Source organism: Cryobacterium levicorallinum (assembly GCF_004402405.1).
Classification (GTDB): domain Bacteria; phylum Actinomycetota; class Actinomycetes; order Actinomycetales; family Microbacteriaceae; genus Cryobacterium; species Cryobacterium levicorallinum.
Genome location: NZ_SOFE01000022.1, coordinates 35,232 through 51,837, shown reverse-complemented (window position 1 = coordinate 51,837; position 16,606 = coordinate 35,232). Strand labels below are relative to the sequence as shown.

The 16,606-nt window shown below is 66.7% G+C and carries 13 protein-coding genes and 1 tRNA gene; 9 read left to right on the top strand and 5 right to left on the bottom strand.

Features of this window, described 5'->3' with window-relative positions; genetic code table 11:
* Window positions 1-26 precede the first annotated feature (26 nt).
* Window positions 27-719, bottom strand: coding sequence for a response regulator transcription factor (locus E3O11_RS10630; RefSeq protein ID WP_092112483.1), 693 nt, complete (start codon window positions 717-719; stop codon window positions 27-29).
* Window positions 720-862: 143 nt separating this feature from the next.
* Between E3O11_RS10630 and folP the strand changes: the two genes are divergently transcribed.
* Together folP and E3O11_RS10620 are read left to right on the top strand one after the other, a co-directional pair.
* Entirely contained in the window at window positions 863-1,777 is a 915-nt protein-coding gene (folP, locus tag E3O11_RS10625) for a dihydropteroate synthase (protein ID WP_092451072.1), read from the top strand.
* Window positions 1,777-2,493: a pyrimidine reductase family protein gene (locus E3O11_RS10620; protein ID WP_092451070.1), complete on the top strand. Its 717-nt coding sequence runs from the start codon at window positions 1,777-1,779 to the stop codon at window positions 2,491-2,493. Before folP ends, E3O11_RS10620 begins: the two co-directional genes overlap by 1 nt.
* A gap of 237 nt (window positions 2,494-2,730) precedes the next feature.
* On the opposite strand, the gene E3O11_RS10615 is transcribed toward E3O11_RS10620, so the two are convergent.
* The 3 genes from E3O11_RS10615 to E3O11_RS10605 form a co-directional block, all read right to left on the bottom strand.
* Window positions 2,731-4,374 (bottom strand): DNA repair helicase XPB, encoded by a 1,644-nt coding sequence (locus E3O11_RS10615; protein WP_092451068.1) that lies wholly within the window; start codon window positions 4,372-4,374, stop codon window positions 2,731-2,733.
* A gap of 91 nt (window positions 4,375-4,465) precedes the next feature.
* On the bottom strand, window positions 4,466-6,328 hold the full coding sequence (locus E3O11_RS10610; protein ID WP_092451066.1) for a helicase-associated domain-containing protein: 1,863 nt from the start codon (window positions 6,326-6,328) through the stop codon (window positions 4,466-4,468).
* Window positions 6,328-6,600 (bottom strand): multidrug ABC transporter ATPase, encoded by a 273-nt coding sequence (locus E3O11_RS10605; protein WP_134443801.1) that lies wholly within the window; start codon window positions 6,598-6,600, stop codon window positions 6,328-6,330. The genes E3O11_RS10610 and E3O11_RS10605 overlap by 1 nt, the downstream gene beginning before the upstream one ends.
* Before the next feature lie 93 nt (window positions 6,601-6,693).
* Between E3O11_RS10605 and E3O11_RS10600 the strand changes: the two genes are divergently transcribed.
* A complete protein-coding gene (locus tag E3O11_RS10600) occupies window positions 6,694-7,074 on the top strand; it encodes a cold-shock protein (RefSeq protein ID WP_092451191.1) in 381 nt (126 codons plus the stop codon).
* Window positions 7,067-7,717 (top strand): DUF3027 domain-containing protein, encoded by a 651-nt coding sequence (locus E3O11_RS10595; RefSeq protein WP_092451062.1) that lies wholly within the window; start codon window positions 7,067-7,069, stop codon window positions 7,715-7,717. Before E3O11_RS10600 ends, E3O11_RS10595 begins: the two co-directional genes overlap by 8 nt.
* A 175-nt stretch (window positions 7,718-7,892) precedes the next feature.
* Here E3O11_RS10595 and serC read toward each other — a convergent pair whose 3' ends face one another.
* A complete protein-coding gene (gene serC, locus E3O11_RS10585) occupies window positions 7,893-9,011 on the bottom strand; it encodes a phosphoserine transaminase (protein WP_092451058.1) in 1,119 nt (372 codons plus the stop codon).
* Between the two features lie 133 nt (window positions 9,012-9,144).
* Between serC and E3O11_RS10580 the strand changes: the two genes are divergently transcribed.
* The 5 genes from E3O11_RS10580 to E3O11_RS10560 all read left to right on the top strand — a co-directional run bounded on the left by E3O11_RS10580 (window position 9,145) and on the right by E3O11_RS10560 (window position 16,600).
* Window positions 9,145-9,864: an iron-dependent transcriptional repressor DtxR gene (locus E3O11_RS10580; RefSeq protein ID WP_092451056.1), complete on the top strand. Its 720-nt coding sequence runs from the start codon at window positions 9,145-9,147 to the stop codon at window positions 9,862-9,864.
* 333 nt (window positions 9,865-10,197) lie between these two features.
* Window positions 10,198-10,950 carry a C40 family peptidase gene (locus E3O11_RS10575; protein ID WP_241994700.1) on the top strand — a complete coding sequence of 251 codons (753 nt, stop codon included), beginning with the start codon at window positions 10,198-10,200 and terminating at the stop codon, window positions 10,948-10,950.
* Window positions 10,951-11,292: 342 nt separating this feature from the next.
* On the top strand, window positions 11,293-11,790 hold the full coding sequence (locus tag E3O11_RS10570) for an HNH endonuclease (protein WP_092451054.1): 498 nt from the start codon (window positions 11,293-11,295) through the stop codon (window positions 11,788-11,790).
* Window positions 11,791-11,976: 186 nt separating this feature from the next.
* Window positions 11,977-12,048: transfer RNA gene (locus tag E3O11_RS10565), tRNA-Arg, on the top strand.
* 652 nt (window positions 12,049-12,700) lie between these two features.
* Window positions 12,701-16,600 carry a Pls/PosA family non-ribosomal peptide synthetase gene (locus tag E3O11_RS10560; RefSeq protein ID WP_233195094.1) on the top strand — a complete coding sequence of 1,300 codons (3,900 nt, stop codon included), beginning with the start codon at window positions 12,701-12,703 and terminating at the stop codon, window positions 16,598-16,600.
* The last annotated feature ends 6 nt before the right edge of the window (window positions 16,601-16,606 follow it).

Sequence of the window (16,606 nt, the reverse complement as noted above, 5' to 3'; positions counted from 1 at the left end):
CTCGCTGTGTATAACGAACGCCGTGACTACGCCTTGGCGGCCTTGAGCATGTAGCCGAAGCCACGCTTGGTCTGAATGAGCGGTTCGCTCGAGTGCACGTCGACCTTGCGGCGCAGGTAGGAGATGTAGCTCTCCACGATTCCGGCGTCACCGTTGAAGTCGTATTCCCAGACGTGATCGAGGATCTGCGCCTTCGACAGCACCCGGTTGGGGTTGAGCATGAGGTAGCGCAGCAGCTTGAACTCGGTCGGGCTCAGTTCGATGGCCTCGGTGCCGACGAGAACCTCGTGGGTGTCCTGATCCATGGTGAGTTCACCGGCTCGAATGACGGCATCTTCATCGGCGTGCATGGTGCGACGCAGGATGGCCTTGATCCGGGCGACGATCTCGTCGAGGCTGAACGGCTTGGTCACGTAGTCGTCGCCGCCGACGGTGAGGCCGGTGATCTTGTCTTCGGTGTCGTCCTTGGCCGTCAGGAACAGAATCGGGGCCGTGTAGCCGGCCGAACGCAGGCGCTTGGTGACACCGAAACCGTTCATGTCGGGCAGCATGACATCGAGAATGATAAGGTCGGGTTCCTCCTCGAGCACGGCGGAGATAGCCTGCGCGCCGTTGCCCACTGCGCGTACGGCGAAGCCGGCGAAGCGGAGGCTGGTGGTGAGTAGGTCGCGGATATTGGGTTCGTCATCGACGATAAGGATGCGGGGGCCGTCAGTCATGCCCCCAGTATCTGCGTGTTAGCTGAAGCTTTACTGAGAGTAAGTCCGTGTGCGGGGATCGACGGCCGATGATCCGTTCCGCGGCAGGAGTTGGCGACATGATGGAATGGAACAATCGATTTGTTCCAATGGTGAGGACCGTTATGACACGCACGAGAATCAACTCCGCTCCGGGAGTGATGCTTCCTCAACTGGATGCTCCGCGCCGGTTGATCGGCGGCCGCACCTTCGATTTCGATCGCGAGGTGGCCGTGATGGCCATCGTCAATCGCACGCCGGACTCGTTCTACGACCAGGGTGCAACGTTCGCGCTCGACGCATCCGTTTTGGCGGCGCAGAAGGCCATTGCCGACGGGGCAGACTGGGTCGACATCGGTGGCGCCAAGTTCGCGCCCGGGCCAATCGTGCCGATCGAGGAGGAGATCGACCGGGTCGTTCCGGTGGTCGAGGCGCTGCGCGGCGCCGGCGTGGTCATCTCGGTCGATACCTTCCACCCGGCCGTGGCCGCCGCGAGCATTGCCGCCGGCGCGCACGTGATCAACGACACCACCGGCGTGCACGACCCGGCGATGGCCGACGTCGTCGCCGACAGCGATGCCACCCTCGTGATCACCCACAGCCTCGCGGCGCCGCGCATGCCCTATCCGGCGCCGCAGTACGACGATGTTGTCGGCGAGATCAGCGCGTTTCTGCTCGCCCGCGTCGACCGAGCCCTCGGGCGGGGGATGCGGGCCGACCGCATCATCATCGACCCCGGCCATGACCTCAACAAGACCACGCGGCACTCGCTCGAACTCACCCGGAGGCTCGGCGAGATTACCGGGCTCGGCCTGCCGACGCTGGTGGCCGTCTCCAATAAGGATTTCGTCGGGGAGAGCCTCGATCGGCCGCGCGGTGAACGGGTCGACGGGTCGCTGGCCGCCATGACGGTCTGTATTCTGCAGGGGGCGCGGATCGTGCGCATGCACAACGTGCGCGCGGCGGTCGATGCCGTGCGCATGACCGAGGCCATCCTCGGGCTTCGGCAGCCCGCCTACGAGCGTCACAACCTCGCCTGATGCGCGCCGAGCTGCCGCCGCGGGCGGAACTTATCGAGCACTACCGGGTGGCCGACCGCGGGGCGCCGCGGACGCGCGTCAACTTCATCGCGAGCCTCGACGGCGCCGCAACCATCGACGGCCTGAGCGGTGGCCTGAACAACGCCGACGACAAACTCGTGTTCGACACCCTGCGGCTACTGACCGACGTGATCCTCATCGGGGCCGGCACCGTTCGGGCCGAGGGCTACGGTGGCATTCGTTTATCAGCGGATGACGCGGCCTGGCGCACGCAGGCGGGTCTGGCCGCCCAGCCTCCGCTAGCCGTGGTGTCGGGGCGTCTGGATCTCGACCCGCGGCATCCGCTTTTCACGGAAGCCGTGACCCGCCCCATCGTGCTGACCCACGCCGCCGCCCCGTCAGACCGGCGGGCCGCGCTCGCCGCGGTGGCCGACGTGATCGTGTGCGGCGACGAAGAAGTCGAGCCGCACCGCGTGGTGGCGGCGCTCGCCGCACGCGGATTGCCGCAGATCCTGTGCGAGGGGGGGCCGCACCTGTTCGGCGACCTGCTCGCGGCGGACTGTGTCGACGAGTTGTGCCTGAGTTTCAGCCCGGTGCTGGTGGGGGGCTCTGCTGGGCGTATCGCCGTTGGCGCTAGTGCTGTGACCCGCGCTATGGAGTTGCTGCACGTGCTGCGCGCCGGCGACATGCTCTTTCTGCGCTACGCCCGATCCTGAGCGCGCGCTCGTTGCTGAGCCGTGAGTGTTGGGCGAATTAATCGTTTCAACGCCGCGAAACTCACGGCTCGGCGAGCGAAACTCACGGGTCGGTGGCCGTGGCGCTAGGCGGGATTATGCGCTGATCCCGGCGTCTGCATCCGCCTGGGCCCACCTTGCGAAAGCGGGCCCATGATCTAGCATGGGCCCGCTTTCCGGGCCCGGGCCCGGGAAGTAATCAGGCGCGCGGGAGAGGAGCTAGGCGGCCTCGAGGCTGTGCGAGTCGAGGATCGTGTAGCTGTAGCCCTGCTCGGCGAGAAAGCGCTGGCGGTTCTGGGCGAAGTCCTGGTCGACCGTGTCGCGGGCGACGAGGGTGTAGAAGTTCGCCGACAGGCCGGACTCCTTCGGGCGCAGCAGCCGGCCGAGACGCTGGGCCTCTTCCTGGCGGGAGCCGAACGAGCCGGACACCTGGATGGCCACGGTCGCCTCGGGCAGGTCGACCGAGAAATTGGCAACCTTCGACACCACAAGCACCTTGACCTCGCCCACCCGGAACGCCTGATACAACCGTTCTCGCTCGTCGATTGGGGTGGCACCGGTGAGCTGGGGAGCGTTCAAGACCTCGGCGAGTTCGTCGATCTGGTCGAGGTACTGGCCGATCACCAGGATGCGTTCGCCCTCGTGCTTCTGGATCAGTGCCTGCACCACGCCAAGCTTGGCCGGTGCGGTTGCGGCCATGCGGTACCGCTCGTCGTCCGCTGCCGCGGCATAGCTGAGCCGCTCCGACTGTGGCAGGTCGATGCGCACCTCATAGCAGTTGGCGGGCGAGATGAAGCCCTGGGCTTCGATCTCCTTCCACGGTGCGTCGAACCGCTTGGGGCCGATCAAGCTGAACACGTCGCCCTCGCGGCCGTCCTCGCGCACCAGGGTGGCGGTCAGGCCGAGGCGGCGGCGCGCCTGCAGCTCGGCGGTGAGCTTGAACACGGGTGCTGGCAGCAGGTGCACCTCGTCGTAGATCACCAGGCCCCAGTCCATGGCATCGAGCAGCTCGAGGTGGGCGTACTCACCCTTGCGCTTCGCGGTGAGAATTTGGTAGGTCGCGATGGTGACGGGCTTGACCTCTTTGACCTGCCCGGAGTATTCGCCGATCTCGTCGGGCGTGAGCGTGGTGCGCTTGAGCAGTTCGTCGCGCCACTGTCGCGCCGAGACGGTGTTGGTCACCAGGATGAGGGTGTTGGTCTTCGCTGTGGCCATGGCTCCGGCACCGACCAGTGTCTTACCGGCGCCACAGGGCAGCACGACCACGCCGCTGCCACCGTCGAAGAAGCTCGCGACGGCCTTGTTCTGGTAGTCGCGCAGCGCCCAGCCGTCTTCGCGCAGGGCGATGTCGTGCGGGGTGCCCGGCGTGTACCCCGCGAGGTCCTCGGCCGGCCAGCCGAGCTTCACCAGCTCCTGCTTGAGCTGCCCGCGCGCCCACGGCTCCACCAGGTACGTTTCCGGCGACGGATGCCCGATCAGCAGCGGCGCGATGCGCTTGGCTCCTGCTATCTCGGTGAGAACGGCCTGGTCGCTGCTGTGCAACACGAGAGCGCCCTCGGAGTCGCGTTCAATGACGAGACGCCCGTAGCGACCGACAGTCTCGGTGATGTCCACGCTGACCGTCTGGGGTATGGCGAATTTAGAATATTTCTCCAGCGTGGCGAGCATGTCCGAAGCGTCGTGGCCGGCCGCCCGGGCATTCCACAGACCCAGCCGCGTGATGCGATAGGTGTGGATGTGCTCGGGGGCTCGTTCGAGTTCGGCGAAGACGGCGAGGTCGTGACGAGCATCCTCGGCAAGAGGGTGGGCGACTTCGAGCAACACCGTGCGGTCACTTTGGACAATCAGGGGGCCATCAGACATAGCGCCTAATCCTACTCGCGTCGGGTGACGTCCCTGGCACCCGGCTGGTTCCGCGCACTCAGCCAATGCTCGCGCTGGGTGTCCCGATCGGTCAGGGTGCCGGGGTGATGCTCAGGATGCTCTTGAGCGGCAGGGTGCGCTCGATGTCGGCGCGTCGGTCGCGAGCTCGGAAGCGGCCGTTGCTGACACTGGCCGGTTGCAGCAGATAGTCCACGACCGAGCCGCCGGGCATCGCGATGCTGACCAGGATGGTCTGCTTCGCTTTGATGGCGGAGTCGAGCTGGCGGGCGAGCCAGGCATCCGCGACCGACACGCCGTGGCCGTCGCCGGCGCGGAGTTTCTCGACCAGGTTCAGGGCCGGATCTTTCGGCGGCGTCTCGGTGATCCGGGCGACCTGGTGTCGCCGCAGGTGCACGATCTCACCGTGTTCATTCTCAGCGGCGACGGGATAGCGCGCATCGCTGAGCGCCCAAAACACCGCGTCGCCGCCGAACCGACTGAGCAGGCGCTCGCCGTCGTCGGCGCGCACCAGCCCGAGTGGGGCGAGGGTCTGATCGACCGCGATCGTGTTCAGCAGCGCGGCATCCGCTGAAGAAACGTAACTCAACGCGAGGGCGGCGTCCTCGGCTAGGGTGCCCACCCGCACACGACCGTAGCGGGCGGCCGACTCGTTGATGAGGTAGTCCACCGGCTGGGGAATTCCGGTGAGCGAGATCGATGCCAGGAAGGCCAGCAGGGACTTAGCGTCCTCGCCCGCGGCCAGCGCACGATTGACGGATGCCGCGGTGATGCGATAGCTCGACGCCAGTTCCCGACTTTCCACGTCGGCCATCCCGCGCAGGCGGGCATCGATCGACGGGGCCAACGGGCCGGGGGACACCATTGACAGGTCGTGCTGGAGATACACGGCACCGACCTCGGTGGGCAGGGCGGCCACCATGGTCGCCACGGCCGCCTCGGGGTCGCCGCGCAGCACGCTCGCGCCGGCGGTGCTCGTGGTGTCGTGGGCGGTGATTCCGATCAGTTCGGCGTCACGGGCAAACTCGGCCAGCTGCGTCTGCATCCACTCGCCGCCTGCCGGGTAGAGCCAGGCTATGAATCCCGATAGCGCCTCGCCCCAGAACAGTCCAGCCTGCCGCGGCAGAATGTCGGCGACGATCGGCGGAAGGGCCGCCTGCCAGGCCGCAGCCAGGGCGGCCCAGCGGGAGGTAGTGCCCTGGAGCAGCCAGGCCTCGCCGGCCTCGGTTTCCATCCAATACCCGTCGGAGCGGGCCAGCAGGTCTGCGCGCGCGGCCAGAGCCACAATCGGGGCGACCAGCTCGATTTCGACGGTCATAATGGCGGCCAGGCGCTTCGTGTCGGGCAGGCCGAGTCCGCCGCGGCTGAGCTCGCGGGCCGGCTCGCGGCTGAGCTCATTGACCAGCTCGGCGATCGACGATACAACCGAGAAGGCGCGCTCGGCGGCGAGCTGGTCGATGAACGGGATATCGGCGTCCGGCACGGCGGCTACGGCAGCGGGGGAGACCGTGATGGCCAGATCGGCGGCTCCCGGAAGGCCCTGGGCCGGCCATTTAGCCAGGTGAGCCGAGACGGCGTCGTAGGGGATGCAGCATCCGTCCGCGCGAACGGTGAGCAGCAGGGCGTCGAGGGAGTCGGCGCGGGCGGCCACATCGACGGCCGTGACCTCGGCGGAACTCAGTGCTGAGAGCCGCCCGGCGACGGCGTGCAGGCTGGGTGCCGAATCAGCGCTCGTGCACTCGCCGGCGACGGCCAGGACGGCCAGGACGGATCGGTCCAGGTGGCTGAGCGCCAGCTGGATACTGTCGGGGTGCAGCAGTGCCTCGGCGAGGTCAAAAAAATCGTGGATGCCGCTCGCGCTCACACCGCGCACCCCGATCACGTGCCGCAGCTCGGCATCGGACAGGGCCCGGAGTCGTGACGCGAGGCCGAGCATTACTCGCGGTCTCGTCGGGCTTCGCGACTGCGGCGAACTCCCACCGTGACCATGAGCGCGATGACCAGCAGGAATCCAACCGGCAGACCGAAGGTCGGGAGGACGATAACGGATGGCCAGATGCCCTGCCCGAATTGCGCCGCCTTGACGCCCATCGCCGTAGCCGCGATCACCGCGATGAAGGCGAGGATCGACAACCCGACCACGCTCGCGACCATGTAAGCGAGAACACGTTCTATCCGGCTGACGGGTCGTGGAGTTTGATTGGTCACAGCCTAAGGATACGGGCACGCAGCGGCCGCAACCGAATATGCTGGGTGCACACCCCGCACTTTTTCGTGCGCCCAAAACTCAGTGAGGTTCAGATGCCTACCGGCAAGGTCAAGTTTTACGACGAGGAGAAGGGTTTTGGCTTCATCACTTCCGATGACGGCCAGGAAGTCTTCCTCCACGCTTCCGCCCTGCCTTCCGGCGTTACCGTCAAGGCCGGCGCGAAGCTCGAATTCGGCATCGCCGATGGCAAGCGCGGTGCTCAGGCGCTCTCGGTGCGGGTGATTGAAGCTCCGCCAAGCCTGTCCAAGATCAACCGCAAACCCGCCGACGACATGGCGATCATCGTCGAAGACCTGGTGAAGCTGCTCGACGGCATCGGCACCAACCTCAAGCGCGGGCGCTACCCCGAGTCGAGCCATAGTAAGAAGATCGCGGCGATGCTGCGCAAGGTCGCCGAGGAACTGGATGCCTGACGTGCCCGACGTCCAGCCGACCGACGTCCAGCCGACGACGGCGAAACCGACCGACGCCACCCTGCTCGCGGCTGTCGATCTGGCCCGCGCTGCGCTTTTGGAGATCACCGACGAGGACACGATCGGCGAGGTGATCGGGCACCTCGATGAGGGCGAACTCGTGATCTCGCTACTGTTCGACTGCCTGATGACGGGCTATCCGGGCTGGCGCTGGACGGTTTCCCTGGCCCGAGTCGATGAAAACGCCGCGCCGACGGTGCTCGAGACCGAGCTCACCCCCGGCGACGATTCCCTGCTCGCACCCGAGTGGGTGCCGTGGTCGGATCGACTGGTCGAGGACGACTCGGAGGCGGATGCCGACGATTCAGAATCAGAGAATTACGACGACTCTGACGACGACGACGACTCTGACGACGACTCTGACGACGACTCTGACGACGACGACTCAGACGACGACAACGACGATGAGTCCGACGACGACGACGGTGACGACGACTCGCTTGACGCCCTCGACGGCATCGATTTCGATGAGGCGCTAGCGGCGGCGGAACTGAACCCAGGCGAGACCGGCGAGTCCGAGTCCGACGCCGATCACAGCGCACCACAGCCACCAACCCGGTCCCGCCGCGCTCGCCGCCCCTGACGCCTGCGGCGCCGTGAACTCAACGACGAGTGCGGCGCCGAGGGCCATCAGCCAGATCAGCGTGCCCACGACCAGTGCCGTGCGGGCATCCGTTCTGGCGGGCAGCGGATCGGGTCGCCGTTCACTGTCTTTTAACCAGAGACGCATGGCCCGATCCTTTCGCCCGCGGTTCGCGCTAGTTGCCGAGGTGGCCGACGACGTATTCGATCGACGCGACGAGCTTCTTGACGTCCTCAGGGTCGATCGCGGTGAAGGTCGCGATGCGCAGCTGGTTGCGGCCGAGCTTGCGGTACGGCTCGGTGTCGACAATGCCGTTGGCGCGCAGCGTCTTGCTGATCGCTGACGCATCGATGGCGTCGTCGAAGTCGATCGTGACGACGACCTGCGAACGGTGGGTCGGGTCCGCCACGAACGGGGTCGCGTAATCGACGCCCTCCGCCCAGTCATACAGAACGGATGACGATGCCTGGGTGCGCGCGGACGCCCACGCCAGACCGCCGCTCTGGTTGATCCAGTCGATTTGGTTCTCCATCAGCAGCAGCGTGCTGAGGGCTGGAGTGTTTAGCGTCTGGTTCAGGCGCGAGTTGTCGACGGCGTTCTTGAGGCTGAGGAATTCCGGAATGTAGCGGCCGCTCGCAGCGATACGTTCGACTCGTTCGAGGGCCGCCGGGGAGAACAGGGCGATCCACAGGCCACCGTCGGAGGCGAGGTTTTTCTGCGGGGCGAAGTAATAGACGTCCGCCTGGCTGGCGTCGAAGTCGATGCCGGCGGCGGCGCTCGTTGCATCGATGACGGTGAGGGCGCCGGCATCGCCGGTGACCCGGGTGACCGGGGCCATGACGCCGGTCGAGGTTTCGTTCTGGGGCCAAGCGTAGACGTCGATGCCGCCCTTCACGATGAAGGCGCTGCGCGAACCGGTGTCGGCCTTGATCACGTCGGGGGCGTCGAGCCACGGGGCGGCAGCCGCCTTGGCGAATTTGCCGCCGAACTCGCCGAAGACCAGGTTCTGCGCGCGCTTCTCGATCAGCGAGAACGCTGCGGCGTCCCAGAAGGCGGTCGAGCCGCCATTGCCGAGCACGACTTCATAGCCGTCCGGAATGCTGAACAGCTCGGCGAGGCCGCCACGTACTCGGCCGACGAGGTCCTTCACGGGGGACTGGCGGTGCGAGGTGCCGAGCACTCCCGTGCCGAATCCGAGCAGGTGGTCGAGCTGTTCTCGCCGGATTTTCGATGGGCCGCAGCCGAATCGTCCGTCGAGGGGGAGCAAATCGGTGGGTATGAGAAGGTCGGCCATGCCGTAATTCTAGTTGCCCTCCCACTGGCAGGTAGGCTTGTGACGCTGTGCGGGCCATTGCCGAGGCCGCCAACGAGGCACCCTTCCGTCACCAGATGAGCGGTGCGCGCACGAGCTGAACGAAGGGCTGCGGATGAGCGATCTGATCGACACCACCGAAATGTATCTCCGCACTATCCTCGACCTGGAGGAAGAAGAGATCGTGCCGTTGCGGGCGCGCATATCCGAGCGCCTCGGGCACTCCGGCCCCACGGTCTCTCAGACCGTCGCGCGCATGGAACGGGACGGCCTCGTCGTCGTCTCCGGCGACCGGCACCTGGAATTGACGGTGGCGGGCCGCAGTAAGGCCGTGCACGTGATGCGCAAGCACCGTCTGGCCGAGCGCCTGCTCAGCGACGTGATCGGGCTCGAGTGGGAGTTCGTGCACGATGAGGCCTGTCGCTGGGAGCACGTGATGAGCGAACAGGTGGAACGTAAGATTTTGGAGTTGCTCGGTCACCCCACCGAGTCTCCGTATGGCAATCCGATTCCGGGTCTGGACGAGTTCGGCGAATCGGCGGCCGTGGCGTTCATGGCGGGAGTGACCAACGTGGTGGCGGTGGTGGCGAGTTCACCCGAGCCGGTGACCGCGGTCATCCGTCGCCTGGGGGAACCGGTGCAGTTCGACCCCGAGCTGCTGCTGCAGCTCAAGCAGAGCGGCGTCATGCCCGGCGCCACCGGAGTCTTCTCGGTGGCCGGATCATACGTTCTAGTACAGGTCGAAGGTTTTGGTGCTGGCCTGGAATTGCCCAGTGAGGTCGCCAGTCACATTTTCGTCAGCACACCGGACGGCTACATCCCGGTCGTTCACTGAGATCCAGCCCGCATCGCTGGTCGACGGATGCCGCCGGTCGCCTCCCGGGGACACGCGTTCCGTTACCAATTCGTTAGAAAAATGGTATTTCAGGGTGACAAATGGGTGTGCTTCTTGTAGCCTCGGGGAGTCCCACAGATCAGAAACGGTCGAAGGACTCTAGTTAGGACGCCTGTTCGCCCCGTCTCTTGACTAGGAACACACCCGCGATTAGCGAAGTGGACGGGACAACAACCTAGTGTTGTCGAGGCGCCGGAGGTTAAAACTTTGGCTGCATTAGGAACGAGAAGGTCCCGCCGCGGGCTGAGCCGAACATCCGATGCCCTGGCAGCAGTGGAATCGACGGCAGACACCCAGCGAGCGCTGCCCCGCGCTGCCCCGAAGAAGCGCCGCAGCCGCCTCGGCAATGCCGTCGTCATGACCCTCGCTACCGGCATGATCGCCACGATGGCCCTCCCGGCCTATGCCTTCGCCCCCGGTTCGAACGAAGCCAGCTTTCAGGCCAGTGAATCCTCCGAGATGTCCAAGGCTCAGGCTCAAGCCGTTGAAGTCGACGCGCAGGCAGCGACCGTGAGTGTTGCTCGCGAGGGATTCACCGCCACCACCCCGGAGGAACTTGAAGCTGCCGTTGCTGCTGCCGCGGCCGAAACCCGCCGCATCGAAGTTGCCGCGCAGATGACCTCGTACGCCGCGAGCTACTCCGGCCCGAGCGTCGCCGACTACCTGGCCAACCCGACCTACCCGAATTTTGATCTCGCATCCGTTTTCAATGTGGCCTCGCAGTATCAGGGCGTGCCCTATGTCTATGGCGGCGCCACCCCGGCCGGCTTCGACTGCTCCGGCTTCATCATGTACGTCTATGCGCAGTTCGGTATCAGCCTGCCGCACTCCTCGACGGGCCAGGGTGCAGCCGGAACCAAGATCGCGATCGAGGATGCCGTGCCCGGCGACCTCGTGATCATGGACGGCCACGACGGTTTCTACGCCGGCAACGGCAACATTTTGCACGCGCCCTATACGGGCCAGTCCGTGCGGATCCAGCCCATCTGGACCAGCGACTACTACATCGTACGGATCGGCATCTAAGTCGCCCCCGCGGTGAACACTGGGTGACAGCTCACACCGATGGCGCACACAGGTTTCCCTGTTGCGCCATTTGTGGGTTAACCTAGTGCCCTGATGTAGTTGTAGGTCTTTAGGAGAGCCCATGCATGAGCGACGCACTATCCACACCATGGATGTGCGCGGTCGCGAGTGCTTTCGGCATAGTTGTCAGAGCGAGAAGAGCTGCGTGAGCAGCCGTAAGGCGTTGTCATTGTGACGGCGCCTTTTTTGTACCCTCTCTTGCGCTGTCACGCTCCTGTTCTGTACGCATCGGATGTAGTTCGAATGGCTGGAAGCCGTCCAGCCTCCTTCGAAAGGGAGCGCATGCGCACACTGGTACTCAATGCGGGCTATGAGCCCCTCGCCGTTGTCTCGTTCAAACGAGCACTCATTCTGGTGATGAACCAGAAGGCGACGATCGTGCAGTCCGATCAGAATCACCCCGTTTTCGCGGCGTCGGGCTCGTGGGATCGGCCGAGCGTTATTCTGCTCACGCGGTACGTGCGCATTCCCATGTCGAGACTCGTGCCGGTCAGTCGCCGCGGAGTGTTGCGCCGTGACGATCACCGCTGCTGTTACTGCGGTAAGTCCGCGGCCACGATCGACCATGTGCTGCCGCGCTCGCGCGGTGGCCGCGACACCTGGGACAATCTTGCCGCCTGCTGCCTGCGCTGCAATAACCTCAAGAGCGACCACACACCGGCCGAAATGGGGTGGGAACTGCGCTTCACCCCGCGGATGCCGCAGGGCACGACCTGGGTCGTGCGCGGTATCGAGCGACCGCTGGAGGACTGGGACGCCTATCTGGCACCCGCCGCCTGACGGCACCAAAGCGGATGCGCTGGCGTGCGCCCTTAAGGTACGTCCGAGCGACTGCTGCAGTGCGACTGCTGCAGTGCGACTGCTGCAGTGCGACTGCTGCAGCGGGGCTACTGCAGCGTCCGCGGCACGTGGGGTACTGCGGGCTTTCGCGTCAGCGACGTTGCGCAGGCTAAACTTGCCCGGCCAGCCTCTGTAGCTCAACGGAAGAGCAGTTCCGTCCTAAGGAAACGGTTGGGGGTTCGAATCCCTCCAGGGGCACACCGGTTTACGACCCTGCATCCCTCGCAAAATCTGAGATGCAGGGTTTTTGTGTTTCTCGGGCGCCGGAGGCCAACACCTCGCTGCCACACGTTGCCGTGGAGACGCTCGCGTTGAAGGCCGCTGCGAGTCGCAACTCGCCTATTCGATGATTGTGCGGAAGGCTGCGAGGGTTTAGGAATCCACGGGGCGTTGCACTTGGATTGGCGAGGTTTCCGTGTCGTGGGCCGCTGCCCTCACGCCGCGCGCGTCATTATGTAGTTCGTCGTAGAGGTGAACGGCCGCCTCTTCCTTCAGACGTGTCCAGGTGGAGTTCGATGCGTGCTTCAAGATCAAGTACTCCATTCGTCCCCGGATGGCGGGACGTTACCCAGTATCCGCGGCTGCGAGCCGGGAAATGCTGTTGCGACGCTCCCCGAGGTGTCGACCCAGGGGGAGCGGATGCGCAAGCACACTTCATTGAGACTCTGCACGCCACTGCCAGGCCGGACGACCCCCGGCGGGGGTTGTTCACCTGCGCGTTACCGGTGAGTTCTAGACTGGTGTTTTCGCGCCGTGCACCACTGCCACGACCTGATCAAGGAGCAGTGTGAGCGAGCACCAGAGCCAAAGTCACCCGATCGCGTCCGACCGGGGCGGGCGCGGCCAGGAGGTGCTGGCGGCGGGCCACCGGGCCAAGCCGGCCCGCACCCTCGCCGACATTATTGCGGAAACCGCGGCGCAGCATCCGGAGGCTTTGGCCCTGGAAGATGCGGCCGGAACGATCAGCTATCGCGGCCTGCTGCGACGCGTGCAGGCACAGGCGAATGCGCTGAGCCTGGCCGGGGTGCGGCGCGGCGACACCGTGGGAATTCGCATTCCCTCCGGCACCCGCGACCTGTATGTGTCGATCCTGGCCACGCTGCTGGTGGGTGCCGCCTACGTTCCGGTCGACGCGGACGACCCGGAGGAACGCGCCCGGCTGGTCTTCGCCGAAGCCCACGTGGTCGGCATCATCGGGGAGGGCGGCGTGTTTGCGCCTCGCGACGGCCTCGACGTGCAGGCCCTGCGCGCTCGCCGTGTCGGACCGCACGAGGATCCCGCGCTGGTCTTTCCGACCGGCAACATTCCGACGCCCGATGACGATGCCTGGGTCATCTTCACCTCCGGCTCGACCGGCGTGCCCAAGGGCGTCGCCGTCACCCACCGCTCGGCGGCCGCGTTCGTCGACGCCGAGGCCGGACTGTTTCTGCGGGACGAACCGATCGGGACCGGAGACCGCGTGCTGGCCGGGCTCTCTGTGGCCTTCGACGCGAGCTGCGAGGAAATGTGGCTGGCGTGGCGCAACGGCGCCTGCCTGGTTCCCGCCCCGCGCTCGCTCGTGCGCAGCGGCGCCGACCTCGGCCCGTGGCTGATCACCCACGGCATCACCGTCGTCTCGACCGTGCCGACCCTCGCCGCGCTCTGGCCGGAAGAGTCGCTCGAGGCCGTTAGGTTGCTCATCTTCGGCGGTGAGGCCTGCCCGCCCGAACTGGTCGCCCGCATTGCCACCCGCGGACGCGAAGTGTGGAACACCTACGGCCCGACCGAAGCGACCGTCGTGGCCTGCGGCGCCCTCGTCAACGGCATCGGCGAGATGCGCATCGGCCTCCCGCTCGACGGCTGGGACCTCGCCGTCGTCGACGCGGCCGGGCACCGGGTCGCCGAGGGGGAGACCGGCGAGCTCATCATCGGCGGCGTTGGTTTGGCCCGTTACCTCGACGCCGAGAAGGACGCCGAGAAATATGCGCAGCACCCGCAGCTCGGCTGGGATCGCGCCTACCGCAGCGGGGACCTGGTGCGCTTCGAAACGGCGGGCCTTGTCTTTGCCGGGCGCGCCGACGACCAGGTGAAACTCGGTGGCCGCCGCATCGAGCTCGGTGAAGTGGATGCTGCCCTGGGCGCTCTCCCCGGAGTCGCTGGCGGCGCCGCCGTGGTCCAGACCACCCCGGCCGGCAACCACATTCTGGTCGGCTATATCGCCCTCAACGCGGACGCCGCGTTCGATCGGCCGGCTGCGATTGACCGACTGCGCGAGGAACTCCCAGCCGCACTCGTGCCGCTGCTGGCCATCGTCGACGCGCTGCCGACCCGTACCTCGGGCAAGGTCGATCGGGCTGCATTGCCCTGGCCGTTGCCTCAATCGGCCGATGAGACCGCGGCGCTGTCACCGACGGCCGAGTGGCTGGCCGAGGCGTGGGCATCCATTTTGGGCGTGCCGGTGACCGGCCCCGACGATGATTTTTTCGCCCAGGGCGGCGGTTCGCTCTCAGCCGCGCAATTCGTGTCGGCTGTGCGGGCCCGGCACCCCGAAACCACCGTCGCCGACCTCTACGACCACCCGCGCATCGGCTCCCTGGCCGAGGAACTCGACGCGCGCACTCCCGTGGAAGTCCCAGTCGTGCGCACCGTGCTGCCGACACCGGCGCGCAGCCAGCTCGCCCAGACCCTGCTCGGCATTCCCCTGCACGTGCTCAGCGGCGCCCGCTGGCTGGTCTACCTTGCCATCGCAAACAACCTGCTGAGCCTGGCCGGGGCGACCTTCGCGCCGACGCTGTCCTGGTGGTGGGTGGCGCTCGGTTTTGCGCTGTTCGTGACGCCGCCCGGCAAAATGCTGATCGCGGTGATCGCATCGAGGCTGCTGCTGCGCAACCTGGTGCCGGGTAACTATCCGCGCGGCGGCTCCGTGCACCTGCGGCTGTGGCTCGCCGAGCAGGTGGCACTGCTCGTTGACGCAGCGAGCCTGGCCGGTGCCCCCTGGATCAGCTATTACGCCCGGGCGTTGGGCGCAGAGATCGGCCGCGACGTCGACCTGCACTCGCTGCCACCGGTCACCGGTCTGCTCACCATCGGCGCCCAGGCCTCGATCGAGCCCGAGGTCGACCTGGCCGGCCATTGGATCGACGGCGACGTGCTGCGGATCGGCCACCTGCACGTCGGTGCCGACGCCCGAATCGGCTCGCGCAGCACCCTGCTCGGCGGGGCCCACGTCGGGAACGGCGCGGAGATCGAACCCGGCGCTGCAGTTTCGTCCCGCGTGCCACCGGGGGAGCGCTGGGCTGGTTCCCCGGCCCGCCGGGCGGGGTCGGCAAGGCGTCCGTGGCCGGCCGAGCGGCCGGCAAGGGCCAGCCGGTGGCTCGGCGCGTTCGCCACCGGGTCCGTCGCGATGACGGCCATTCCCACGCTGGCCCTCGCGCTGGGCGCCGTCATCGTCGGCGGTGCCGTCGGCGACGCCGGCAGTCTCGGTGTCGCCGCGCTGCGGGCAGCGCTGATCATGCCGGTCGCGGTTCTGGCCGGTGGACTCGCCTACGCCCTGCTCGTGATCGCCTTCGTGCGAGCCCTCGGTATCGGGCTGCGCGAGGGCTACTATCCGGTGCGCAGCCGCATCGGCTGGCAGGTCTGGATGACCGAACGTATCCTGGACGGCGCTCGCAACGTGCTGTTTCCGGTCTACGCGAGCCTGCTCACCCCGACCTGGCTGCGCCTGCTCGGCGCCAAGGTGGGCGCCGACGTCGAGGCGTCAACCGTGCTGCTGCTGCCCTCGCTGACGACGATCGCGCCGGCCGCTTTTCTCGCCGACGACACCATGGTCGCCTGCTACGAACTCGGCGGCGGCTGGATGCACATTGGCCCGGCCAAGATCGGCCGCAAGGCTTTTCTGGGCAACAGCGGCATGGCCGGCCCCGGTCGTACCGTGCCGCGCAACGGGCTCGTCGCTGTGCTCTCCTCGACGCCGCGCAAGGCCAAGCGCGGCTCCAGCTGGCTCGGCAACCCGCCGGCCCGCCTGCGGCGCAGGCAAACGGATGCCGACGACTCGCGAACGTTCCACCCTCCCGTACGCCTGAAAGTCGCCCGGTCACTCTGGGAACTGCTGCGCATCGTGGCCGGCGTCACCGCCGCGTGGATCGCGCTGCTCGTACTCGCCCTGCTCGACCTGGTCTGGCTCAGGCTCGGACTTGGCGCGGCCATCGCCCTGTCCGGCGTGGTCATGCTCGTGGCCGGCGCGGTCGCCGCCGGGGTCACGACGGTGGTCAAGTGGACGCTGGTCGGGCGGATCGACGCGTCGGAGCATCCGCTTTGGTCATCGTTCATCTGGCGCAACGAGGTGTCGGACAGTTTCGTGGAGATGGTGGCTCGCCCGTGGTTCGCCGAGAAAGCATCGGGCACGCCGGCGCTCGCCGTGTGGCTGCGCACCCTCGGCGCCACGGTGGGGCGCGGTGTCTGGTGCGAAACCTATTGGCTGCCCGAAGCCGATCTCGTGCGACTCGGTGCCGGCAGCACGGTGAACCGCGGCTGCGTCGTGCAGACCCACCTGTTTCACGATCGGATCATGCAGCTTGACGCGGTCGAACTCGCCGAGGGTGCCACCCTGGGCCCGAACGGTGTCATTCTGCCAGCGGCGTCAATCGATGCCGGAGCGACCGTCGGCCCCGGCTCGCTCGTGATGCGCGGCGAACGCGTGCCGACCGGGTCGCTCTGGTCCGGCAACCCGATTACGCCGTGGCACCAGCCGCCGTGGTCGAGCGTGGAATAGTTGACT